27 protein-coding genes and 1 pseudogene are annotated in these 21,355 nt (G+C 38.0%); 15 read left to right on the forward strand and 13 right to left on the reverse strand.

What is annotated here, in order from left to right:
• Window positions 1–35 precede the first annotated feature (35 nt).
• On the reverse strand, window positions 36–911 hold the full coding sequence (locus AC2TFD_RS05260) for a LysR family transcriptional regulator (RefSeq protein ID WP_335569080.1): 876 nt from the start codon (window positions 909–911) through the stop codon (window positions 36–38).
• 167 nt (window positions 912–1,078) lie between these two features.
• Here AC2TFD_RS05260 and AC2TFD_RS05265 point away from each other — a divergent pair, with 167 nt between their 5' ends.
• The 7 genes from AC2TFD_RS05265 to AC2TFD_RS05295 all read left to right on the forward strand — a co-directional run bounded on the left by AC2TFD_RS05265 (window position 1,079) and on the right by AC2TFD_RS05295 (window position 5,112).
• Entirely contained in the window at window positions 1,079–2,017 is a 939-nt protein-coding gene (locus tag AC2TFD_RS05265; protein WP_335569081.1) for a DMT family transporter, read from the forward strand.
• Between the two features lie 115 nt (window positions 2,018–2,132).
• The gene (locus tag AC2TFD_RS05270; RefSeq protein WP_335569082.1) at window positions 2,133–2,465 is read left to right on the forward strand and encodes a hypothetical protein; all 333 of its coding nucleotides are present in this window, start codon (window positions 2,133–2,135) and stop codon (window positions 2,463–2,465) included.
• Between the two features lie 12 nt (window positions 2,466–2,477).
• Window positions 2,478–2,723, forward strand: coding sequence for a hypothetical protein (locus AC2TFD_RS05275; protein WP_335569083.1), 246 nt, complete (start codon window positions 2,478–2,480; stop codon window positions 2,721–2,723).
• The gene (locus AC2TFD_RS05280) at window positions 2,698–3,054 is read left to right on the forward strand and encodes a DUF2085 domain-containing protein (protein WP_335569084.1); all 357 of its coding nucleotides are present in this window, start codon (window positions 2,698–2,700) and stop codon (window positions 3,052–3,054) included. Before AC2TFD_RS05275 ends, AC2TFD_RS05280 begins: the two co-directional genes overlap by 26 nt.
• A gap of 245 nt (window positions 3,055–3,299) precedes the next feature.
• Window positions 3,300–3,728, forward strand: coding sequence for an HIT family protein (locus AC2TFD_RS05285; protein WP_484675179.1), 429 nt, complete (start codon window positions 3,300–3,302; stop codon window positions 3,726–3,728).
• Window positions 3,729–3,730: 2 nt separating this feature from the next.
• Complete coding sequence (locus AC2TFD_RS05290; protein WP_484675180.1) at window positions 3,731–4,357, forward strand: histidine phosphatase family protein; 627 nt, start codon at window positions 3,731–3,733, stop codon at window positions 4,355–4,357.
• A 32-nt stretch (window positions 4,358–4,389) separates the two neighbouring features.
• Window positions 4,390–5,112: a nucleotidyltransferase domain-containing protein gene (locus AC2TFD_RS05295; RefSeq protein WP_484675181.1), complete on the forward strand. Its 723-nt coding sequence runs from the start codon at window positions 4,390–4,392 to the stop codon at window positions 5,110–5,112.
• A gap of 36 nt (window positions 5,113–5,148) precedes the next feature.
• Here AC2TFD_RS05295 and AC2TFD_RS05300 read toward each other — a convergent pair whose 3' ends face one another.
• A complete protein-coding gene (locus AC2TFD_RS05300; RefSeq protein WP_335515132.1) occupies window positions 5,149–5,709 on the reverse strand; it encodes a maltose acetyltransferase domain-containing protein in 561 nt (186 codons plus the stop codon).
• A 135-nt stretch (window positions 5,710–5,844) separates the two neighbouring features.
• On the opposite strand from AC2TFD_RS05300, the gene AC2TFD_RS05305 reads away from it, so the two are divergent.
• Entirely contained in the window at window positions 5,845–6,420 is a 576-nt protein-coding gene (locus tag AC2TFD_RS05305) for a GNAT family N-acetyltransferase (protein WP_335515135.1), read from the forward strand.
• A 41-nt stretch (window positions 6,421–6,461) separates the two neighbouring features.
• Here the strand turns inward: AC2TFD_RS05305 and AC2TFD_RS05310 are convergent, their stop codons facing one another.
• Both AC2TFD_RS05310 and AC2TFD_RS05315 read right to left on the reverse strand, forming a co-directional pair.
• Window positions 6,462–7,226 (reverse strand): DUF3891 family protein, encoded by a 765-nt coding sequence (locus AC2TFD_RS05310; protein WP_484675182.1) that lies wholly within the window; start codon window positions 7,224–7,226, stop codon window positions 6,462–6,464.
• Between the two features lie 173 nt (window positions 7,227–7,399).
• Window positions 7,400–7,795, reverse strand: a complete 396-nt coding sequence (locus tag AC2TFD_RS05315) for a secondary thiamine-phosphate synthase enzyme YjbQ (RefSeq protein WP_335569089.1) — start codon at window positions 7,793–7,795, stop codon at window positions 7,400–7,402.
• A gap of 98 nt (window positions 7,796–7,893) precedes the next feature.
• Here AC2TFD_RS05315 and AC2TFD_RS05320 point away from each other — a divergent pair, with 98 nt between their 5' ends.
• The 5 genes and pseudogenes from AC2TFD_RS05320 (at window position 7,894) to AC2TFD_RS05340 (ending at window position 10,479) form a co-directional block, all read left to right on the forward strand.
• Entirely contained in the window at window positions 7,894–8,292 is a 399-nt protein-coding gene (locus AC2TFD_RS05320) for a GNAT family N-acetyltransferase (protein WP_335569090.1), read from the forward strand.
• A 13-nt stretch (window positions 8,293–8,305) separates the two neighbouring features.
• Window positions 8,306–8,812 (forward strand): annotated as a pseudogene (locus AC2TFD_RS05325) (histidine phosphatase family protein); the annotation flags it as partial.
• A 27-nt stretch (window positions 8,813–8,839) separates the two neighbouring features.
• On the forward strand, window positions 8,840–9,370 hold the full coding sequence (locus AC2TFD_RS05330; protein WP_484676272.1) for a GNAT family N-acetyltransferase: 531 nt from the start codon (window positions 8,840–8,842) through the stop codon (window positions 9,368–9,370).
• Between the two features lie 37 nt (window positions 9,371–9,407).
• Entirely contained in the window at window positions 9,408–9,794 is a 387-nt protein-coding gene (locus AC2TFD_RS05335) for an iron chaperone (protein ID WP_335513585.1), read from the forward strand.
• Window positions 9,795–9,858: 64 nt separating this feature from the next.
• Entirely contained in the window at window positions 9,859–10,479 is a 621-nt protein-coding gene (locus tag AC2TFD_RS05340) for a hypothetical protein (protein ID WP_335513587.1), read from the forward strand.
• A gap of 461 nt (window positions 10,480–10,940) precedes the next feature.
• Here the strand turns inward: AC2TFD_RS05340 and AC2TFD_RS05345 are convergent, their stop codons facing one another.
• Complete coding sequence (locus AC2TFD_RS05345; RefSeq protein ID WP_335569092.1) at window positions 10,941–11,075, reverse strand: hypothetical protein; 135 nt, start codon at window positions 11,073–11,075, stop codon at window positions 10,941–10,943.
• A gap of 147 nt (window positions 11,076–11,222) precedes the next feature.
• Between AC2TFD_RS05345 and AC2TFD_RS05350 the strand changes: the two genes are divergently transcribed.
• Entirely contained in the window at window positions 11,223–12,071 is an 849-nt protein-coding gene (locus AC2TFD_RS05350; protein WP_484675183.1) for an alpha/beta fold hydrolase, read from the forward strand.
• 42 nt (window positions 12,072–12,113) lie between these two features.
• On the opposite strand, the gene AC2TFD_RS05355 is transcribed toward AC2TFD_RS05350, so the two are convergent.
• Entirely contained in the window at window positions 12,114–12,359 is a 246-nt protein-coding gene (locus AC2TFD_RS05355; RefSeq protein WP_484675184.1) for a hypothetical protein, read from the reverse strand.
• Between the two features lie 314 nt (window positions 12,360–12,673).
• On the opposite strand from AC2TFD_RS05355, the gene AC2TFD_RS05360 reads away from it, so the two are divergent.
• Window positions 12,674–13,000, forward strand: coding sequence for a YnfA family protein (locus tag AC2TFD_RS05360; RefSeq protein ID WP_484675185.1), 327 nt, complete (start codon window positions 12,674–12,676; stop codon window positions 12,998–13,000).
• Window positions 13,001–13,031: 31 nt separating this feature from the next.
• On the opposite strand, the gene leuD is transcribed toward AC2TFD_RS05360, so the two are convergent.
• The 7 genes from leuD to ilvB all read right to left on the reverse strand — a co-directional run bounded on the left by leuD (window position 13,032) and on the right by ilvB (window position 21,199).
• Window positions 13,032–13,616, reverse strand: a complete 585-nt coding sequence (gene leuD / locus AC2TFD_RS05365) for a 3-isopropylmalate dehydratase small subunit (protein WP_335569094.1) — start codon at window positions 13,614–13,616, stop codon at window positions 13,032–13,034.
• Window positions 13,616–15,034, reverse strand: coding sequence for a 3-isopropylmalate dehydratase large subunit (gene leuC / locus AC2TFD_RS05370; protein WP_484675186.1), 1,419 nt, complete (start codon window positions 15,032–15,034; stop codon window positions 13,616–13,618). The genes leuD and leuC overlap by 1 nt, the downstream gene beginning before the upstream one ends.
• 192 nt (window positions 15,035–15,226) lie before the next feature.
• The gene (gene leuB, locus AC2TFD_RS05375; RefSeq protein ID WP_335513601.1) at window positions 15,227–16,333 is read right to left on the reverse strand and encodes a 3-isopropylmalate dehydrogenase; all 1,107 of its coding nucleotides are present in this window, start codon (window positions 16,331–16,333) and stop codon (window positions 15,227–15,229) included.
• 46 nt (window positions 16,334–16,379) lie between these two features.
• Window positions 16,380–17,912, reverse strand: coding sequence for a 2-isopropylmalate synthase (locus tag AC2TFD_RS05380; protein WP_484675187.1), 1,533 nt, complete (start codon window positions 17,910–17,912; stop codon window positions 16,380–16,382).
• Window positions 17,899–18,930 carry a ketol-acid reductoisomerase gene (gene ilvC / locus AC2TFD_RS05385; RefSeq protein ID WP_335513605.1) on the reverse strand — a complete coding sequence of 344 codons (1,032 nt, stop codon included), beginning with the start codon at window positions 18,928–18,930 and terminating at the stop codon, window positions 17,899–17,901. The genes AC2TFD_RS05380 and ilvC overlap by 14 nt, the downstream gene beginning before the upstream one ends.
• Before the next feature lie 23 nt (window positions 18,931–18,953).
• Window positions 18,954–19,475 carry an acetolactate synthase small subunit gene (ilvN, locus tag AC2TFD_RS05390; RefSeq protein ID WP_484675188.1) on the reverse strand — a complete coding sequence of 174 codons (522 nt, stop codon included), beginning with the start codon at window positions 19,473–19,475 and terminating at the stop codon, window positions 18,954–18,956.
• Window positions 19,472–21,199 (reverse strand): acetolactate synthase large subunit, encoded by a 1,728-nt coding sequence (ilvB, locus tag AC2TFD_RS05395; protein ID WP_484675189.1) that lies wholly within the window; start codon window positions 21,197–21,199, stop codon window positions 19,472–19,474. Before ilvB ends, ilvN begins: the two co-directional genes overlap by 4 nt.
• Window positions 21,200–21,355 lie beyond the last annotated feature (156 nt).

Below are 21,355 nucleotides of genomic sequence, written 5' to 3' on the forward strand. Positions count from 1 at the left end.
AATTAAAATGAGTGCCGAATTGTAGGATTTGGCACTCATTTTTCTTTGTTGTTTCTATATGATAAATATTCTAGAAATTTCTTGGATGCAAGTGAAAGTGATTTTTGTTCTCTCATGGCAACACCAATATTCCTAAAAGCAGGAACTTCAAGCTCTTTCGCTATAATTTTGTGAGGAATACGCTTTAATATCAATTCCGGTAATATACTGATTCCTAGTCCATTTTCAACCATGGACATAATGGCATAGTCATCCCATGTTGTAAAATTTACATGTGGCGAAATTTCGTGTTTCTTAAAAATTTCAGAGATTTCTGCTTTTGCTCCCTTTTCCAACAGCATAAACGGACTATTCAGTAAGCCGTTAATGGGAAACTTTTCGCAATTAGCAAGAGGATGATTTTGTGGAATCACTACCAGCAAACGGTCTTGTTCCAAAAAGATAGTTTCAAGTTCTGCTGTTGTAGGCAGCCGCAAAAATCCAAAGTCAACACGTCCATTTATGATCCAGTTTTCAATTTCTGTATAATCACCTAGAAGAAATTCGAAATCAATCTTTGGGTAATCCTTCTTAAAAATTTTAATCATGTTAGGGAGCCAATGAGATGCTACGCTGGAAAAGGTCCCAATACGAATCATTCCAGATTCCATATCGTGTAAGTCTTCGATCTGCTTCATTAAGATTTCATACTCATTGCAAATTCGCTTTAATTGGGGCAGTAGCTTTAATCCATCAGAGGTTAAATTGATACCGGCATGTCCTCTTTCAAAAAGGAAAATTCCCCATTCCTTTTCTAAATCGTTAATCATACGGCTAATCCCAGACTGTGAATAGTCCAATATTTCGGCCGCTTTTGTAAAACTACCGTATTCTACTGCTTTGACAAATGCCATATATTTTTGGATATTCATTTCTCTTTTCTCATCCCATCTGATTTTGTCATACCTCTCATGATAAACATTCGTTTTTGTAATGTGTGTAATAATGATATATTTTTACTATTAAATATTCAAGTTCGGAAAGGAAAAGGTTAAGCATCTGCGAAATAGTTGTTTCACAGATGTTTTTGGGGGAAATGATGAAATCAAAAATTCAGTTTATATTATCCATGATGATTTTCGGTACGATTGGTTTAGTGGTTCGATATATTGATCTATCCTCGAGCGAAAGAGCTTTACTAAGCAGTTTCATAGGTTGCTTATTTTTACTGTTAATATTCTTCATGATGAAGAAAAAAATATCATGGAATTTAGTTAAAGCTAATGCTTTATGTTTGATTCTTTCAGGTATTGCTTTGGGAGGAAATTGGATTTTTCTTTATCAATCGTATGACCATACGACAATTGCCAATGCAACCCTAGGTTATTACTTTGCACCTGTATTTGTAATGATTCTTTCTCCCTTTGTACTTCGGGAACAGCTATCCATCAAGAAAATGGTGTGTATTGGTGTAGCGATCATTGGGATGTTAATGATTTTAGGAGAAGGCGTGAGTGCCTCCGGATCAGAAGATCTACTTGGACTAACCTTTGGATTAATCGCAGCTGCATTTTATGCTGCGTTATTACTTTTAAATAAATTTATTAAAGATATGGGAAAGTTAGAGCTGACCATCATTCAGCTTGGAACAACCACTTTACTTCTAATGCCATATGTTTTCGTGACCTCTGGCTTTGGTATTTTTGAAGTATCAAGCTCTTCCATTCCTTTTATTTTAATTTTAGGGATTATTAATACAGGGATTGGGTTTTGGTTGTTTTTCTCTGGTATGAAAGGATTAAGAGGACAGAGTATAGCTATGCTCAGTTATGTGGATCCATTTGTAGCTATCTTGATCTCTGCCATTATCCTGCAAGAACAAATGACAATTGTTCAAATGCTTGGTGGTGTACTGCTATTAGGTTCTACATGTGTTAGTGAAATTAGATCAGACAATAGTTTAAATCAATTAATGAAAACACGGCTGAATAAAGTTAATAACAGTGATGGCAATAAAAGAAATGGCTCAGTCTTATAAACTGAGCCATTTCTTTTATTACAAAAATAAAAAACACGTACATGTTTAATAGAAAAAGGTTTTTTGCCTAATAAATGGAATATAATTAAAAAAGTACTTCTTAGGGGGATAAGCAGTGAGGATTTTGAGAGTAATTGGGGCAGTTGTTTCGATTGGAAGCTTTCTATTTTGTAGTTTCATTTTACTTCAAAACCCATATACCCATTCAAGTGTGGAACCAGATGTGTTTATTTCCTTTACTATAATGTACTTAATGCCTGTTATGGTTGCAATTTATGCTAGTATTTCTAGAAAGGCCAAACTGCTATTGGTATGTTCTATCTGGGCATTGCCGCTTAGTTTGTATGGTTTAGCCACACCTAGTGTATTTGAATTTTTTGTAATAGGACCTATTCTTCTACTGATTGTAGGAATCCTAATGTTAAAGAATACGAGATTTAAAGAATGAAAGGTGACATTTATGTTTTTTCTTTTGCTCACAGGAATGATTATTCTATTTGTGGTCGGAACTACATTGTTGGTGAAAGGTGAAATCCTATATGGTTCGATTGTGACTGGCGCAGGTATTCTATTGCTGCTGACTGTATTGATTTATTATGGAAGGAAGAAGTACCGAAAAAAGAAATATGACTGTACGCCAGACTGTGATTGTGGCCCAGATTGTGATGGAGGACCTGATTGTGATTGTGGACCAGATTGCAATTAATCTAAAGCGGATAACCGACATTGTTCCTTGTCACCGGATGAAATCAAGGAGTCTAACCATTAACGGATATACACTGCCATTATGCGCAAGATGCACAGGTATCTTAGCTGGCTATTTATTTTTTCCATTTTTTTTGATCCTGAATTTGAATTTTCCTTTATGGCTGGGGATAGTATTAAACCTTCCAATGGTGATTGATGGCTGGACACAAAAAAGGAAATACAGAATAAGCAATAACTCATTAAGATTATCAACTGGCATCGTGAGCGGCTTGGGTCAAAGTATGATTATCGTAAGTGTGAGTCAAAAGATTATTTCTATTTTTCTATAACAAAAGTACACGCTTATCCATTTCAAACTCGTCCAATAAAGCATTAAATAATATAGAACGATTTTGAAGGGAGTGAGTGTGATGTTAGACTCCTTATTTGAATTTATAAAACAGCTGATTTCACTGATTTATCAATTCTTTTTAACAATTTTAGAAATGCTGCAAAATATATTATAAAGGTCGAGATTTAAGGCCTTTTTTTGTTAGAGTAAGAGTATTAGAATTTCAAAAAGGTTGTGTTTAAAATGGCCTGCTTAGGTTGTAATTTGGCTAATAAGATTCTGCCAGTCTATGTTGTTTACGAGGATGACTTTGTTTGCTGTTTTTTGGATCATGAACCATACAATGAAGGTCACGTGTTAATTTTGCCGAAGAAACATATTTGTGACCATGAAGAACTTGATGGTGAGTCAGCAAATTCAATTATGAAAGCATCCATTCTGTTATCAAAAGCAATAAAAAAATTGTTTCATCCAGATGGGATCACCATCTGTCAAAATGGCGGGATATTTAATGAATTAACGCATTATCATATGCACGTGGTGCCTAGAAATAAAGATCAATCATTTGCCAATTTTTATTTAGAAGATGAGATTATTATAGAAGATGAAACAAAGTTAAAAGAGACAACTAGAAAACTAATTAAAGCAATAAGTGAAATAAGGAGAGACTGATTATGATCACACTATACATAACAAGGCACGGAGAAACAGAATGGAACACTGAAAAAAGAATGCAAGGCTGGCTGGATTCAAACTTAACCGAAAGCGGGATAAAAAATGCGGTATGTTTAGGTGAAAGATTGAAAGAAACAGAGATAACAGCTATTTTCTCAAGTCCAAGCGGGAGGACGAAAGCCACTACCGGCTTGATACGGGGAGAAAGAAATATTCCTGTAATTTATGATGAGAACTTGAGGGAAATTAAACTGGGTCAATGGGAAGGTAAGACTCATTCATCCATTAAAGAAATGTATCCCACAGAGTTTGAGTCATACTGGAATGCCCCGCATCTATTTACGACTATTGGAGGAGAAAAGTTTGAAGAAACACGAGCAAGAGCCATTCAGGTATTAGATCGAATAAAAAGAGAATATAAATCTGGAAATATATTAATTGTTACTCATTCTGTAGTCATCAAATGTTTGTATTCATTTTTTAAGAATTCACCAATCGAAGCCTTATGGGACCCGCCTTATATTCATGATACGAGTCTTACGATTGTTGAAATGGATGAGAGTGGTTATAAGCTTGTATTAGAAGGGGATACAACTCATCTAGGATCTTTGAATTTTATTTTATAGAGGGTGCGGATAAAAAAAAGAACGTTTGAAAAATGGGAGTGAGGAAGATTAATAGAATCGACGCATACAAAGCAGCGGAACTATTTACTTTGAAACAATTTCCGAATTGTCATGGAGCTTTATTAGCCGGGAGTGTGGTTCGAGGTGAGGCCACCGAAACATCTGACCTTGATATCGTGATATTTGATAAGTATCTTAAATCAGCATATAGAGAATCTGTCATTGAATTTGGCTGGAATATAGAGGTTTTTGTACATAACTTAACTTCTTATAAGGATTTTTTTACAAGTGATTGTGAAAGAGCGAGGCCTTCCTTGCCTAAAATGGTTTCAGAAGGAATCGTGTTAAAAGATAGTGGAATCATGGAGCACATTAAACAAGAGGCAATAGATTTATTAGAAAACGGTCCCCAAGAATGGTCAGCTGAAACCATAAGAATCAAGCGTTATTTTATAACAGATGCTCTTGATGATTTTATAGGTTGTACAGATAGAGCGGAAGAAATATTTATAGCGAATACACTTGCTGAATTAGTTAGTGAATTTGTCTTGAGAACGAATCGACACTGGATTGGTGCTTCTAAATGGGTAATCCGTTCATTGAGAAACTATGATGAAAAGTTTGCAGAGTGTTTTGTGAATGCCTTTGATACTTTTTATAGAACTGGGGATAAAAATAAGGTTATTGCATTGGTTGATGATATCCTGCAGCCATTTGGCGGAAGGCTATTCCAAGGTTTTTCCATAGGAAAGTAGTAAAAAAGAGCTTAGACTAAGCTCTTTTCATTTTCTTTATATTTGAATTTCTTTAATAATCCTTGCTGGATTCCCGCCAACGACAACATTGTCTGGTACATCTTTCGTCACGACTGCACCAGAGGCGATAACGACATTATTGCCTATATTAACCCCAGGATTAATGACCGCGCTCCCGCCAATCCAGACATTGTGGCCGATATAAACCGGAATTCCATATTCGGCTCCAGAAATTCTCTCAGTTGGATTTATTGGATGGGTTGCTGTATAGATATGTACACCAGGGGCAATAAAACAGTTATCACCAATATGAATTTCACAAACATCTAAAAATACACAATCAAAATTAGCATAGAAATTCTCGCCAATATGGATGTTGTACCCATAATCACATCGGAATGTTGGTTCTACATAAAGACTTTTTCCAGTTGAACCGAATAGTTCTTTTAATAGAATAGTCCTTTGCTCCTCATCGGTTTCAATCGTTTGATTATATAATCTGGTAAGTCTTCGGGCATTTATACGTCCTTGTAATAATTCAGGATCTGCTGGATTATAAAGTTCACCAGCCAGCATTTTCTCTTTTTCAGTTGTCAACTTCAAACACTCCTCATTCAATAGCCAATAAGACAATTGTATCATATTGTGCGAAAACGTTAAAAAATACCACATATAATGGGTTAATTTTACACATACTTTCCTCATTATGACTTAATATAGAGGAGTATAACAATGCATTGGTATGAGAAATTAAATCAGTATTTTCCCGTTGAGGAAATGAAATCGAGAGAGCATATGGAAACACTGCTAAAAGAGCGTTCTGATATTTATCATAAAGATGAGGGACCTAATCATGTGTTGATGTATGCTGAATCGGATGATTTTGTATTTATTGATTATCTTTTTGTTTCAGGAAATGCCCGTGGCCAGGGACTTGGTCATAAGTTGATCGAAAAAATGAAACATAAAGGAAAGCCCATTATCCTCGAAGTTGAACCAGTGAACTATGAAGACAGCGATAGCGAAAAAAGGCTTCATTTTTATAAGCGAGAGGGCTTTGAACACGCAAATTCTGTTGGTTACGAAAGAAGATCGTTAGCTACTAATGAGCTTAATAAAATGGAAATCCTCTATTGGGCACCAAATAACGAGTCTGAAGAGCAAATTTTTGAAGCGATGAGAAAAACGTATGATAAGATACATACCTATAAGGATCGACATTTTTATGGGGAATCCTACGAACCAGTTGATGATGTATTAATCTTTAGCGAAAATCCACAAAATCAAAATATATTAGACAACCTATGAGAAATGCTTTACTCCATAATGGAGTAAAGCATTTTTGAAATTTATTTAAAAACTATCTTCCTAATAGAAACAGGGGTATCTTTGTATGCTTGTAAAACGCCATTTTTCTCAATTTGTTCTTTGCTTACAGCTCTAAAGGGCAATTCTACTTCCATTTCACCTTTCAAAGGGGAGAAGGAAAGCGAAACACTTTCTTGGTTTTCCCAATGAGCGACAATTGGTTGTTCCGTAACAAAGGAAAATAACTGTGGAAATCCATTGCGAAAAAAAGGGTGGATCCCTTTATTATCGCCAGGTTCATTTAGACTGATAAACAGGGATAGGTAATCACAAAACTTTAATAGATCTAAGTGGTACATCAGGGTTTCTTGTTTGTGCTCATTACCGGCTAATTGTAATTCCTTTGAAAGCCTTTCCTGTCTTTGCTTTTCTTCTTTCCAAAATTCCCTGACAGCTGGCTCGCTAGGATTCTGAATGAACGAGGTATAGTGCAAGCTGCATAATAACCCTGCGTACTTGCTCATTTTTTCTACCTCATCTAATCCCTTTTTATAAAAAGTAATTTTGAGTGATAGTGGGTAATCAATAAAAGAGTATGGTTTCTCGGTTTGATCATTCCATACCGGAGACGAATCCAACTCAATCCAGCCTCGGTCATGTTCTTCGATTGCAAGGAGTATTTCTTGGGTATGATTATCATCAAAGAAATACTCCCCTTTGCAATTTCGGGCAATAACGCCAGCAATTTTTGCGTGGTCATTCTGAGTTACCAAAGAATAGTTTTGTTTCCGTTCTAGTACAATCATTCTCGTAAATCCCTTTCTTTGCAAAACCGAACTTGTCCGGTTTCTCATGTTACCTACTATATTTCCTTTCATCAGTAGATTTAAACTACAAAGTTAAGAAAAGAGACATTTACAAAAGAAGGAAAAAAGCGATGTAATAAAGAATTTACTATTTCTGCTATATATATTTTAGGCTAGAGTATTTTCACGTAAAAAGTTCGTGTGCGTGGTCCGTCAAACTCGCAAAAATAGATACCCTGCCACGTACCTAACAGCAGTTGTCCGTTTGCAATAATAATATATTGTGAAGCCCCGACAGTACTAGCTTTCATATGGGCTGCGGTATTGCCTTCCATATGGCGATCAAGTTGGTGGTGCCATGGATAGACTTCGTCAAAGCGCCGAATCATGTCGCGTTTCACATCCGGATCTGCATTTTCATTAATGGTAATGCCTGCAGTTGTGTGCGGACAATACACAATAGCAGATCCTTCCTGAATGTTATTTTCTGAAATGAATTCCTGAACCTGATCGGTGATTTCTATCATTTGATCACGGGTGTTTGTTTTTACCGTAAATTTTTTAAGCATAGAATACTTCCTTTCGAATCTTTTACAAATTATTATAGTCGATATCTTGAATTTTTCATCTAAAGTATTATCAGTATTATAATAGGGGGGATTAACCAATGAATCACATACATATCCGAAAGTATCAAGAGAGTGATTTTAATAGAATTCAAGAGTTAAACGAGGAAGAGGGCTGGAGTAACTTAGTAGAAAAGAACGAAGATACAAAAGAAGCATGGAAAAATTCAAATGTTTCGTTTGTTGTGGAAGCAGAAGATGAAGGAATAGTTGGATATATTAGAGGTTTCACCGACACGCGTATCACTCTATATATTTGTGAATTGCTAATTGATAAAAAGTACCGTGGTACGGGTATTGGCAGAGAGTTACTCCGATACGTTCATGCTCAATATCCAAGTACTCGAATGGAACTTCTTGCTTCAAGTACCTCTCATACATTTTATGAGGCTCAGGGATATCGGCCATTTTACGGGTTTAGAAAAACATTTGAAGAATAGGGGCGAAAACATTATGAAGAAAATTTATCTTATCAGGCATTGTGAGGCTGAAGGGCAGCCGGCGGAATCAGCATTAACAGACAATGGTTACAAGCAAGCTAACCATTTATCTGAATTCTTTAGAGGGGTTCCGATTGATCGCATTATTTCCAGTCCATATAAGCGTGCTGTGCAAAGCGTAGAGCCACTTGCAAAAAGAATGAATCTTGAGCTTGAAACTAACGAGCTATTAACAGAACGTGTACTTAGTTCCAAAAATCTTTCTGATTGGCTTAAAAAACTAGAAGCCACCTTTGATGATTTTGATTTGAAATTTGAGGGCGGAGAGTCTAGTAATGAAGCAAAGAAGCGAATCATAAAAGTAATGGATGAAGTTCTACAAAGTGAAGAGCTAAATACCATCATTGTCACACATGGAAACTTACTGTCCTTACTTTTAAATCATTATCACCATCAATTCGGCTTTGAAAATTGGAGAAACTTACGAAATCCGGATGTGTTTCTTTTGAAAATAGAGAAAGAAACTATAACATATGAAAGATTGTTACTGGAATCAAACCATCACTTATCATTAATTAAACCAACTGTGGAGTTAAAGAATGAATATCTCGCATTCTATAACGAATGGGTAGAAAGCAAAGAAGATATGGTCCCATGGGTTATTCAAAAGGATCCATCGGACTTTGAGGCAATGGTCCAATTTCTAAAGGGTAATGAGCAAGGACGTAATCTGCCAGAAGGCTGGGTGCCTGATTCAACGTTTTGGTTAATAAACCAAGACAAAAGAATAATTGGTGCTGTAAATATAAGACATCAATTAACACCTTTTCTTTTAAATCGTGGAGGACATATTGGTTATGGTATTCGCCCGTCAGAGAGAAGGAAAGGTTTTGCGACCAAATTATTGTCATTGTCTCTTGAAAAAGCAAGAGAGTTAGGGATACGAAAAGCCCTTGTTGTATGTGATGAAGAGAATACAGGTTCCATTAAAACGATAATTTATAATGGAGGAATACCAGATACCGACTTTATTGAAGAAGATGGAAACATTATAAAGAGATTTTGGATAGAATTATAAATATATCAATATGAATTTCAATAAGGAAGGAACAACCATGGAAGCAAAAAAAACAATTAATTCTATCGATGAATACATCATTCAATTTCCCATTGAAGTGCAAGCAATACTACAAAAGTTAAGGGATGTGATCAAGGAGTCAGCACCAGAGGCAGTAGAAAAGATAAGTTATCAAATGCCGACTTTTTACTTACATGGAAATCTAGTACATTTCGCAGCCAATAAAAATCACATTGGATTCTATCCAGCCCCTAGTGGGATCGAGTCTTTTAAACAGGAATTATCACAATATAAATGTTCAAAAGGAGCCGTCCAGTTTCCTAAAGACAAACCGTTACCATATGAAATAATTAGTGAAATCGTCAAATTTCGGGTTACAGAAAACAAGGTGAAGGCAGAAGCAAAAAGTAAAAAGAATAAATAGAGTGAAACCCTGAGTAACAGAAATGAGGACATAACTATAAAATTATAAAAGTAGAGGAGTTAGTATGAAACGAATGCCCTTTGAACGACCAACAGAACATTATGATAAACGTATCCTTTCAATAGATGAGCAAATTTGTGCATTACTGAAGGAGAGAAAGGATGTATCTAACTATAATCCAGGATTTCCCCCGTCAGAACAAATTGAGGAATGGGCAATAAAGTACAATCAGTATGAGGATGTATTAAATTCGATATTTTCGACATTAAGAATGGAAGAAGAATTTAAACCTGGAGTTGAGCCTGAGAATTTTATCAAGCATTTACCAATCCTAAAATCGGTTGAAAAAAATGATAAGTTGTACACGATCACTTTTATTCGACAATTCGAGAATGCCAGCGTTGTCCAATTAAATATTGATTGGGAAGAAAGAGCGGAAGATATAGATGACCGTCACCACCTGCGGCACATGAGTCATCACCCATTTCTCGAGCTAAGTTTAGGAGAAAATTACGAATGCCGACAAGATAGTGGAAGCGGCTCTGAAGGACACTTCCGACAAAATTATATTGTATCTCCACCCATTCCAGATGATACTTCTGGGCTTAAGCTAGTATTTAAAGAATATCATGACTATTTCAAGGGCAAACCAACTGGTCTTGATATAGTATTCCATTTGGATTAAGTCTTGTCCTTGATCAGTGTAATGAAGGACAAAACCAATGGGATATTATAAAGATTTGTCCTTCATCGGTGTTATGAAGGACAAAACCAATGGAATATTATAAAGATTTGTCCTTCATCGGTGTTATGAAGGACAAAACCAATGGAATATTATAAAGATTTGTCCTTCATCGGTGTTATGAAGGACAGAACCAATGGAATATTATAAAGATTTGTCCTTCATCGGTGTTATGAAGGACAAAACCAATGGAATATTATAAAGATTTGTCCTTCATCGGTGTTATGAAGGACAGAACCAATGGAATATTATAAAGATTTGTCCTTCATCGGTGTTATGAAGGACAGAACTAATGGGAAATTATAAACATTTGTCCTTCATCGGTGTTATGAAGGACAGAACCAATGAAATATTAAAAGGGCTTGTCCTTCAACAATATGAAAACATGCTTATCTGTTATTAAGTCAGCTTTTCTTCCCTTGGTATTTCATCTTATACTCGGCTTCGCTCATATTTGGGTTCTTCCTAGGAGTAGTTTTGCTTAGCGCCTTTTTCATTTCCTGACTTGCATCATCGTTCGTATTATATTTTCCATCCATATAAATCCCTCCCTTTCTTTTTGTTACTTATTATCAAACTTGGTAGCTTTATTCATTCCTGAAATTTAAAAGAAGGAGGAAAGATGGATATGTATATCGAATATTGAAGTGGCTTTATTCCAATACAATATATAAGGGGAAAACATAATGAAAAGCTGGAATCAAATGCTTGTTAGCACTGAGCGCGGAACTTTTGAGATATTTACGAAAGGTGAGGGGGAACCTATCTGTGTTACCCATCATTATTCTGAATTTAATGTGACGGGAGATTATTTTGCTGAAACTTTTACAAAGACACACAAAGTTTATTTAGTGAACTTACGTGAAGCAGGGAATTCAGTAAAGGCAATAGAACCCTATCAACTTAGTATGCTAGAAACCATTTTTGACTTAGAAGCAATTCGTGAAACATTAGGATATGAAAAGTGGGGGTTTGCTGGTCATTCTACCGGAGGAATGTTAGGAGTCATTTATGGAATCTTTTATTCAAGCAGCCTGAAATTTAATGTTATTGTCGGTGCAGCGGCTAGAGAATATTCGACATTTTCCTCAGGTTGTATTTATAATAAAAATCATCCAAAGTACAAAAGAATGCAAGAATTGATGGAAGTGTTGAAACGTTCAGATTTATCTTTGGAAGAAAGAAACAAGCTTTCAGGTGAACGAACAAAATTATCATTACATAATCCGGAGGGATATGATGAGTTCTTTAATTTAAACATAAGGAAGAAAATATCCGCTTCCCGGCTGAATTTTTTTAGCCGAGAAATTCAAATTTTTGATGTTACAAAAAAATTAACGCTCATTTCAACCCCAACGTTAATTTTGTGTGGAAAATATGATGTTCAATGCCCACTGCCATACTCATTAGAAATGAATGAATTAATACCTGATTCAAAGCTAGTTGTTTTTAATAATAGCAATCATTATCCATTCCTAGAGGAATCATATTTATTTAAAAAGGAATTTAACAACTACATAAATGAACTTAGTTAGAAAATAAAAATGCTTAATCGATATTTCCGATTCAGCATTTTGCTACTCTCCTGGGTCATCGCCACCATAGTCTATGTCATTATCATCATCATTACTATCATTGAAAAAATAATTAATTTTTTCAATGATAGTTTGTTTAGGTTCCAGAATTTCATTATCAGTACTTGCTCCCATAAATGTCGAAATTGAATAGGTCTGAATCATTTGCTGCTTATTATTTGTTAAGATTAAGAAGAGTATAGTTATGGAGAGAAGTATGAGTAGAATAATGAACACTAGTTTAAGCAAATAACACCACTCCTTAACATGTCTATTATTAACACTATGATATGTAAACTTTTTTATACCGAGCGGCTGTATCAAATTAGATCGGGGCAGTTCTCTGATTACCGCTGAAGTGACTTTTAAGGTAAAACGGTAATCAGAAGCCGAATCTGATTCCCTCAGGAGTGACTTTTAAGGTAAAACGGTAATCAGAAGCCGAATCTGATTCCCTCAGGAGTGACCTTTAAGGTAAAACGGTAATCAGAAGCCGAACCAGATTACCTTAAGAACGACTTTCAAAGGTAAAAGGTAATCAAAGTCAAAAGGAAGTGATGGTAATGATTCAAGCAACAGTATTGTTTATTCTAGCAGGACTAGCAGAAATAGGAGGAGGGTACTTGATCTGGCAATGTCTGCGGGAGGGGAAGCCATCCTTCTGGGGACTAATTGGCGGAGTCGTGTTGGCCTTGTATGGCGTAATAGCAACCTTTCAGGCCTTTCCATCATTTGGACGAGTTTATGCTGCATACGGGGGAGTATTCATTGTGCTTTCACTCTTGTGGGGATGGGGCATCGATAAAAAGACTCCAGATTTATATGACTGGATCGGCGGCGGAATATGTTTAATAGGTGTTTTGGTGATATTATTGGCACCAAGACAATAGAAAATGAGCTTGGATATCCAAGCTCATCGTTTTATTTATGTGCTAACTCATACTGAGAAATCTTATCTTCATAGTTTAAAGTAACACCAATCTCATCCCAACCATTTAGCAGCATTTCCTTAGGATACGGAGCAATATCAAATGAAAACTCCAACCCCTGATTATCGGTAACCACTTGGTCTTCGAGATTCACAGTCAGCGCGTAGCCTTCCGTTTCAGCATTACGCATAATAGTTTGAACTTGTTCTTCACTCGCTACAATTGTAAGAATCCCATTCTTGACGCAGTTATTTTTAAAAATGTCTGCATAGCTTTGGGCAATAATAACCTTGAAACCAAAATCTTGAATCGCCCATGGGGCATGTTCACGAGAGGAGCCGCAGCCAAAGTTTTCACCTGCTACCAAAATAGAGGCATCCTGATATTTAGGGTGATTCATCGTAAAATCCTTACGAAGGTTACCTTCGTCATCAAAGCGCCAGTGATAAAATAAAAATTGACCAAAACCGCTTCGTTCAATTCTTTTAAGGAATTGCTTTGGAATTATCTGGTCTGTATCAACATTACTCCGATTTAACGGGCAAACGATTCCTGAATGAATGCGTAACGGTTCCATTATAATACCTCCTGAGCTGTGAACTGACGAACATCTACGAAATGGCCTGCAATAGCGGCAGCTGCTGCCATTTCAGGGCTGACAAGGTGGGTACGTGAACCGTTTCCTTGACGACCTTCAAAATTTCGGTTAGAAGTGGAAGCACAGCGTCCGCCTGGAGGAACAATGTCATCGTTCATGGCCAGACACATACTGCAGCCAGCTTCACGCCATTCAAAACCTGCTTCTTTAAAGATTTGATCAATACCTTCTTTTTCAGCAGCAAGTTTAACACTAAAAGATCCAGGAACAACAATTGCTTTTACCTTAGGATTAACTTTGTGCCCACGAATTACGTCTGCTGCTTTGCGTAAATCACTTATGCGAGAATTTGTACATGAACCGATAAAAACATGGTCAATCTCTACATTTGAAATCGGCTGGCCGGCTTCAAGGCCCATATATTGAAGCGCTCGGGAAATTTCATCTTTTTTATTAGCTTTTTCTTCATCTTCTGGATTTGGAACAGAAGCCGTAATCGGAATACACATACCTGGATTTGTTCCCCAAGTGACTTGTGGTTCCACTTCAGATGCCTCAATTTCAACCACCGCATCATAGTTGGCACCTTCATCTGTAGCAAGGGAACGCCATTTTGCCACTGCTTCTTCGAAGGCCTCATCTTTTGGAACATGACGGCGGCCTTTCATATATTCAAAAGTCGTTTCATCAGGAGAAATTAAACCTGCTCTTGCACCAGCCTCAATGGACATATTACATACGGTCATACGCTCTTCCATTGAAAGGGAGCGGATCGCTTCACCTGTATATTCCATTACATAGCCAGTTCCAAATTGAACGCCGAATTTACCGATAATCGCTAAGATTAAATCCTTTGCAGTTACGCCAGTTCCAAGCTTTCCATTTACTTTTACATTCATTGTTTTTGGAGGTGCTTGCCAAAGTGTTTGTGTCGCTAGGACATGCTCCACTTCACTTGTCCCAATTCCGAATGCTAGAGCACCAAACGCACCATGTGTAGAAGTATGACTATCACCACAAACAATCGTCTTACCAGGTTGTGTCAGACCAAGCTCAGGACCAATAACGTGAACAATCCCATTGTCTGGGTGCTGACGATCGGAAAGCTCGACACCAAATTCCTGACAGTTTTCTTTTAATGTATCAATTTGTTTCTTCGAGACAGGGTCTTTAATAACATTCCTGTCACGTGTAGAAACATTGTGATCCATCGTTGCATACGTAAGATCCGGCCGGCGCACTTTGCGTCCGTTCATTCGTAATCCTTCAAATGCCTGAGGAGAGGTTACTTCATGAACAAGGTGCAAATCAATATAGAGTAAATCTGGTTTTCCTTCTTCTTGATATACAACATGCTGGTCCCAAACCTTTTGGATAATATTTTTTGGTTTTTGCATAATGTCCTTCCTCACGTTCATAGATTTAGTTAAAAACTATTCAACCAAATATACTGGAGATTAATCCGCTATATCAGCGCTAAATCAAATATATCGGCGACAAAACAAATATCAGCGATAGAAAACTTATAGGTAGGGGAGAAGCCGCCGGACTGCTCGAGCCCGACGGCTTCTTAATCGCCCCGTTATATTTTATACGTAACAGCTCATGATACATTTAGAAGCGTTTTGCGACTTAATATAATCAACAATTAGACGAGTCATTTCATCTGTGCCCACTTGTCTGCCTTCAGGAATATGAAGATCTGCTGTATGGACTCCACTATCCAAAATCGACTGAACGGCATCTTCGATTAATTTCGCCTCATCGTTTAATTGGAAAGAGTAGCGCAGCATTAATGCAGTTGATAAAATCATTGCAGTTGGATTGGCAATCCCTTTGCCGGCAATATCCGGTGCTGAACCATGAACAGGTTCATATAAACCAACACCATCTTCACTCAAGCTAGCTGAAGCAAGCATTCCCAATGAACCTGTTAGAACAGAGGCTTCATCACTAAGAATATCACCGAACATGTTCTCAGTAACAATAACATCGAACTTTGTAGGGTTTGTAATCAGTTTCATTGCAGCTGCATCAACCAGGACATGCTCAACAGTAACATCTGGATACTGAGCTTTTTTCTCTTCGACAATTTCGCGCCACATCTTACTTGACTCTAAGACGTTTGCTTTATCAACAGAGGTTAGGTGTCCACGCCGTCCTTGTGCTGCTTGGTATGCTTTGTCTACGATTCTTTCAATCTCTTTACGCGTGTAAGCAAGTGTATCAACCACTGTTTGACCGTTGTCGCGTCTTTCACTTGGGGTACCAAAGTAAATCCCGCCTGTCAGCTCGCGAACGATTAATAAATCACTACCTGCAACAATTTCCTCTTTAAGAGGGGAAGCATGCAGTAAATTTTTAAATCCTTTAATTGGTCTTAAATTTGCAAATAAATCAAGTGCTTTTCGAATACCAAGTAATCCTCTTTCAGGGCGTAAATGGGAGGGGTTGTTATCCCATTTAGGGCCGCCAACTGCACCTAATAATACAGCGTCTGCCTGCTTACAAGCTTCAACTGTTGATTCTGGCAGCGGAGTGCCGTATTGGTCAATGGCTGCCCCTCCGATTTCATGGGTTTCGAAGGTAAAACTATGATTAAACTCATCTGCAATTGCATTCAAAACGTCTTTCGCAGAATTAATAACTTCCTTGCCAATCCCATCACCAGGTAGTAAGACAATACGTTTTTTCATTCGAAGCAACCTCCTCATCATTTTTTACATCGCCTCAGAAAGACTTTTAAACTTGCACAACAGCTTTTTGGTTAAAAAACACTCGATTTACAGTGTTCAAGAACGCTTTAGCCGAAGCTTCTAATACGTCCTGAGCCGATCCACGGCCGCTTACTTGTGCACCATCGACCGTCATTTTTACATGTACTTCGGCCAATGCGTCTCGCCCTTGACCAACTGAATTTAATTTATAATCAGTAAGATGAATTTCTTCTTTAATTAGAGCTTCCAAAGTATTCATTAGAGCTTCAACGCTGCCTGAACCCGTACGGGCAGTTTCCACTCGAACACCTTCTGGGGTGTGGAGTGCTACTGTTGCAGTAGGGAGGTTGGCAGAACCATAATGGACCTGGAAAGCCAAAAGCTCATATTTTTTAACATCAGCAACGGCAGTTTGGATGTCTGTTAAAATGGTAAACAAATCTTCATCGGTTACTTCCTTTTTCCGGTCGGTGAGCTGTTTAAAAGCTGTGAATGCTTCTTGAAGCTTTTCAGCTGATAATGTGAAGCCCATATTTTCAATTTTATCCTTAAATGCATGACGTCCTGAATGTTTACCGAGAACTAAATCATTTGATTGAATCCCAACCATTTCAGGAGTAATAATTTCATAGGTTAAGGTGTTTTTTAATACACCATCTTGATGAATTCCCGACTCATGGGCGAAGGCATTCTTTCCTACGACCGCTTTATTTCCAGGAACAATCATTCCTGTAAAGCGGCTGACTAAGTCACTGGTACGCTTGATTTCTTTTAAAACAAGGTTCGTAGTATAAGGGTACTTATCTTTTCTAATATTTAAAGCAACAGCTACTTCTTCAAGTGAGGCATTTCCTGCACGCTCGCCAATACCATTAATCGTTCCTTCGACTTGGGTAACTCCGTTTTCAATTGCTGCAAGTGAATTGGCAACGGCCATCCCTAAATCATCATGACAATGGCAAGATAACGAAGCCTTGTGGATATTTGGAACATTTTCTCTGATATAACGGAACATGTAACCATATTCTGATGGAGTTGCATACCCTACAGTGTCAGGAAGGTTAATGACGGTTGCTCCGGCATCGATGACCTTCGTAATGATCTTGACAAGAAAATCTAGATCAGAACGAGAAGCATCTTCTGCTGACCATTCGATATGAGGGAATCTTTGTTTTGCATAGGCTACCATATCGACAGAGGTTTGAATGACTTCCTCAGGTGTTTTAAACAACTTATATTTCATATGAATAGGGGAGGTTGCAAGAAAAACATGCAACCTTGGTTCTGCAGCATCTTTTAATGCGTCCCACGCAATGTCAATGTCCGATTTGGTTGCTCTTGCCAGTCCAGTAACAGAACTATTTTTAATCGCCCTGGCAATTGCTCTTACTGCCTCGAAATCCCCTTGGGAGGAAGCCGGAAATCCGGCCTCCATAATATTCACGCCAAACTTTTCTAGTTGTCTAGCGATTTCTAGTTTTTCAAGCTGATTTAAATTTACCCCAGGAGATTGTTCACCATCACGTAGTGTCGTGTCAAAGATGTTAACGTGAACCATTTACCACCACTTCTTTCTTTTGGTTTACAGGGTTTTTAATAAATGGCATTAAGGCACGAAGCTCACGGCCAACCACTTCAATCTGGTGATTGTTTTCACTGTTGTTAATTGCGTTAAATTGTGGACGGTTTGCTTGGTTCTCCAAGATCCAGCCCTTCGCAAATGCACCAGTTTGGATATCTTTTAATACTTCTTTCATGCGTGCTTTTGTATCTTCGTTAACAACACGTGGTCCAGAAACGAAATCTCCCCATTGTGCAGTATCAGAGATTGAATAACGCATGTTTTCTAATCCTCCTTCATATAGAAGGTCAACGATTAATTTCAATTCATGTAAACACTCGAAGTAAGCAACTTCTGGCTGATATCCAGCTTCAACAAGAGTTTCGAAACCAGCTTTGATAAGGGCTGTAGTACCGCCGCAAAGAACTGCCTGCTCTCCGAATAGATCTGTTTCTGTTTCTTCTTGGAAAGAAGTTTCCAATACACCTGCACGAGCAGAACCGATTCCTTTCGCATAAGCAAGAGCAAGTTCACGTGCTTGACCTGTATAGTCTTGGTATACTGCGTAAAGTGCTGGAACACCAGCGCCTTCTGTATACGTACGACGTACTAAGTGCCCTGGACCTTTAGGAGCAACTAAGAATACGTCAACATCAGCAGGAGGAACGATTTGTGTAAAATGAACGTTGAAGCCATGGGCAAATACTAATGAGTTACCAGCTTCAAGGTTTGGTTTAATGCTTTCTTCATATACTTTAGGCTGCATTTCATCTGGAAGTAAAACCATGATAACTTCAGCTTGTGCAGTTGCTTCAGCAACAGATGTAACTGCAACTCCATCTTCAACTGCTTTATCCCAAGATTTTCCTTCACGTAAACCAACAACAACGTCAAATCCGCTTTCCTTTAGGTTTAATGCATGTGCATGACCTTGTGAACCATAACCAATTACTGCAATCTTTTTCCCTTGTAATACTGCCTCTTGAATATCTCCGTTATATAATACTTTTGCCATTATAATCATCCCTTCGAAAATGTTTATTTTATTTGAGAGTAGGTAGTTAACTCGTTAACCTGTGGTTGATGTCCGCGCAAGAAGGCGGTTAGTCCTGTTCTAGCAATCTCTTTAATTCCATATGGACGAAGCAGATCAATCAATGCGTCAATTTTATCTGGGCGCCCTGTAATCTGAATCGTTAAGCTTTCTTTGCTTACATCAATGATCAATGCACGGAATGGATCGATAATACCGTTGATCTCACTGCGAAGCTGTGAACTGCCCGCTACTTTAATTAAAGCAAGTTCACGTGCGACAATGGCTTTATCGGTAATATCCGAAACCTTTAAAACATCAATTTGCTTGTTTAGTTGTTTTGTAACTTGTTCAAGCCGCTGTTCATCCTCGACTTCAACGACTAGGGTCATTTTTGATATCCCTTCCGTTTCAGTTGGACCAACTGAGATACTTGAAATATTAAATTGTCGTCTTAGTAATAGACCAGTGACTCGATTTAAGACACCGCTTCGATCCTGAACGGTTAAGGAAATAATCCGTTTCATGAAGGTTTCACCCCAATCATTTCGTGTATACCTTTGCCAGGAGCAATCATTGGGAATACTTTTTCCTGCTGAAGCACTCGGCAATCCATTAAAACAGGACCGTCATAAGCAAATACTTCAGGAAGCTTTGTAATTAATTCTTCTTGGCTCTCAATCTTTAAGCCTTTAATTGAATAGCTTTCAGCAAGCTTCACAAAGTTAGGCTGCGTTTGAAGGATGGACTCCGAAATACGGTTGCCGTGTAATAATTCCTGCCATTGTCTAACCATACCTAGGGCACCGTTATTAACGATAATGATTTTGACAGGAAGATTCTGTTCATAAATGACGGATAATTCCTGTAACGTCATCTGGAAACCAGCGTCACCGACAATGGCTACTACTGTGCTGTCCGGAGAAGCCATTTGTGCTCCAATTGCTGCAGGGAACCCGAAGCCCATTGTTCCAAGTCCGCCAGAAGTTACCCAGCGATGAGGTTTATCAAAATTGTAATATTGTGCTGCCCACATTTGGTGCTGACCAACGTCTGTCGTAACAACGGCTTCACCATTGGTTACTTTATGAATGGCTTCAATCAGCCATTGCGGTGACATTCCGTTTGGATCATGCTTATACCATAATGGGTATTCTTCTTTTAGCTTCGTTAATGTTTCTAACCAATCCTCAGAATCTGGTGATTCCGTTGTCTGATTCATTAGTTCAACTAATGCTTCTTTTGAATCTGAAACAATTGGAATTTGAGTTGGAACATTTTTACCAATTTCAGCAGGATCGATATCAATATGAGCAACCTTCGCATTTGGAGCAAAGTGCTTTAAGTTCCCGGTGAGTCGGTCATCAAAGCGGGCACCGATATTAATAAGTAAATCTGCTTCGTACAATGACATGTTAGCTGTGTACGTTCCGTGCATGCCGGCCATTCCAAGAGAGAGAGGGCTGGCTGCTGGGAAAGTCCCAAGACCAAGAAGGGTGGTTGTAACTGGAATCCTATGCTTTTCTGCAAAAGCGGTTAATTCTTTTGATGCTTTTCCGTGAAGAATGCCAGCACCTGCAAGAATGACCGGCTTTTTTGACTTTGCAATCGCGTCAGCAAGTTTTTTGATTTGCAGCGGATTTGGTTTTGTTGTCGGCTGGTAACCCGGAAGATGAATCGTTCCTACTTCAGGCACCTTAGATAATTCTCCAGCAGAGATATCCTTTGGAATATCAATTAACACTGGACCTGGACGGCCCGTCGAAGCGATATGAAAGGCTTCTTTTACAATCCTTGGTAAGTCTGAAATGTCTTGTACCTGGTAATTATGTTTGGTGATGGGTGTTGTTATAGCCATAACATCCGCTTCCTGGAATGCATCTGTTCCAATGACACTTCGTGCAACCTGACCGGTGAAAATCACTAGTGGTAAAGAATCCATCATTGCATCTGTAATTCCGGTAACCAAGTTGGTTGCGCCAGGTCCCGAAGTCGCTAATACGACACCGGCTTTTCCAGTAATGCGGGCATACCCTTCAGCAGCGTGAATACTTCCTTGCTCATGACGGAAAAGGACATGATTGATTTTGCCTCTTGCACGATAAATTGCATCGTATATTGGCAGAACGGCACCACCTGGATACCCAAAAATGGTATCTACTTCTTCATTAATTAATAAGTCAATGAGCAGGTCTGCACCAGTTTTTGATGCCGTACTTGTTTGGGAGTCCGGCTTTGCTTCTACTTTCACCTCGTACCCCTCCTTGTAAATGTTTTAATTTTTCGAAAATATATTTAGGATTATACCTGAAAAATATCGGAATTTGTCAAAAAATTTGAATTTGGTGATAAAAACCAAAAAGGTAAGATTTCTAACAAAATAAAAGAAGGCCATAATCTCCCCAAA

The sequence above is a fragment of the Neobacillus sp. plas4 genome (genome assembly GCF_057221695.1).

Excerpts from the sequence above, each read along its gene's own strand:
- AC2TFD_RS05260 (WP_335569080.1), bottom strand. The coding sequence starts at position 911 with ATGAATATCCAAAAATATATGGCATTTGTCAAAGCAGTAGAATACGGT.
- AC2TFD_RS05265 (WP_335569081.1), top strand. The coding sequence starts at position 1,079 with ATGAAATCAAAAATTCAGTTTATATTATCCATGATGATTTTCGGTACG.
- AC2TFD_RS05275 (WP_335569083.1), top strand. The coding sequence starts at position 2,478 with ATGTTTTTTCTTTTGCTCACAGGAATGATTATTCTATTTGTGGTCGGA.
- AC2TFD_RS05285 (WP_484675179.1), top strand. The coding sequence starts at position 3,300 with ATGGCCTGCTTAGGTTGTAATTTGGCTAATAAGATTCTGCCAGTCTAT.
- AC2TFD_RS05290 (WP_484675180.1), top strand. The coding sequence starts at position 3,731 with ATGATCACACTATACATAACAAGGCACGGAGAAACAGAATGGAACACT.
- AC2TFD_RS05295 (WP_484675181.1), top strand. The coding sequence starts at position 4,390 with ATGGGAGTGAGGAAGATTAATAGAATCGACGCATACAAAGCAGCGGAA.
- AC2TFD_RS05305 (WP_335515135.1), top strand. The coding sequence starts at position 5,845 with ATGCATTGGTATGAGAAATTAAATCAGTATTTTCCCGTTGAGGAAATG.
- AC2TFD_RS05310 (WP_484675182.1), bottom strand. The coding sequence starts at position 7,226 with ATGATTGTACTAGAACGGAAACAAAACTATTCTTTGGTAACTCAGAAT.
- AC2TFD_RS05315 (WP_335569089.1), bottom strand. The coding sequence starts at position 7,795 with ATGCTTAAAAAATTTACGGTAAAAACAAACACCCGTGATCAAATGATA.
- AC2TFD_RS05320 (WP_335569090.1), top strand. The coding sequence starts at position 7,894 with ATGAATCACATACATATCCGAAAGTATCAAGAGAGTGATTTTAATAGA.
- AC2TFD_RS05335 (WP_335513585.1), top strand. The coding sequence starts at position 9,408 with ATGGAAGCAAAAAAAACAATTAATTCTATCGATGAATACATCATTCAA.
- AC2TFD_RS05340 (WP_335513587.1), top strand. The coding sequence starts at position 9,859 with ATGAAACGAATGCCCTTTGAACGACCAACAGAACATTATGATAAACGT.
- AC2TFD_RS05345 (WP_335569092.1), bottom strand. The coding sequence starts at position 11,075 with ATGGATGGAAAATATAATACGAACGATGATGCAAGTCAGGAAATGAAA.
- AC2TFD_RS05350 (WP_484675183.1), top strand. The coding sequence starts at position 11,223 with ATGAAAAGCTGGAATCAAATGCTTGTTAGCACTGAGCGCGGAACTTTT.
- AC2TFD_RS05360 (WP_484675185.1), top strand. The coding sequence starts at position 12,674 with ATGATTCAAGCAACAGTATTGTTTATTCTAGCAGGACTAGCAGAAATA.
- leuD (WP_335569094.1), bottom strand. The coding sequence starts at position 13,616 with ATGGAACCGTTACGCATTCATTCAGGAATCGTTTGCCCGTTAAATCGG.
- leuC (WP_484675186.1), bottom strand. The coding sequence starts at position 15,034 with ATGCAAAAACCAAAAAATATTATCCAAAAGGTTTGGGACCAGCATGTT.
- leuB (WP_335513601.1), bottom strand. The coding sequence starts at position 16,333 with ATGAAAAAACGTATTGTCTTACTACCTGGTGATGGGATTGGCAAGGAA.
- AC2TFD_RS05380 (WP_484675187.1), bottom strand. The coding sequence starts at position 17,912 with ATGGTTCACGTTAACATCTTTGACACGACACTACGTGATGGTGAACAA.
- ilvC (WP_335513605.1), bottom strand. The coding sequence starts at position 18,930 with ATGGCAAAAGTATTATATAACGGAGATATTCAAGAGGCAGTATTACAA.
- ilvN (WP_484675188.1), bottom strand. The coding sequence starts at position 19,475 with ATGAAACGGATTATTTCCTTAACCGTTCAGGATCGAAGCGGTGTCTTA.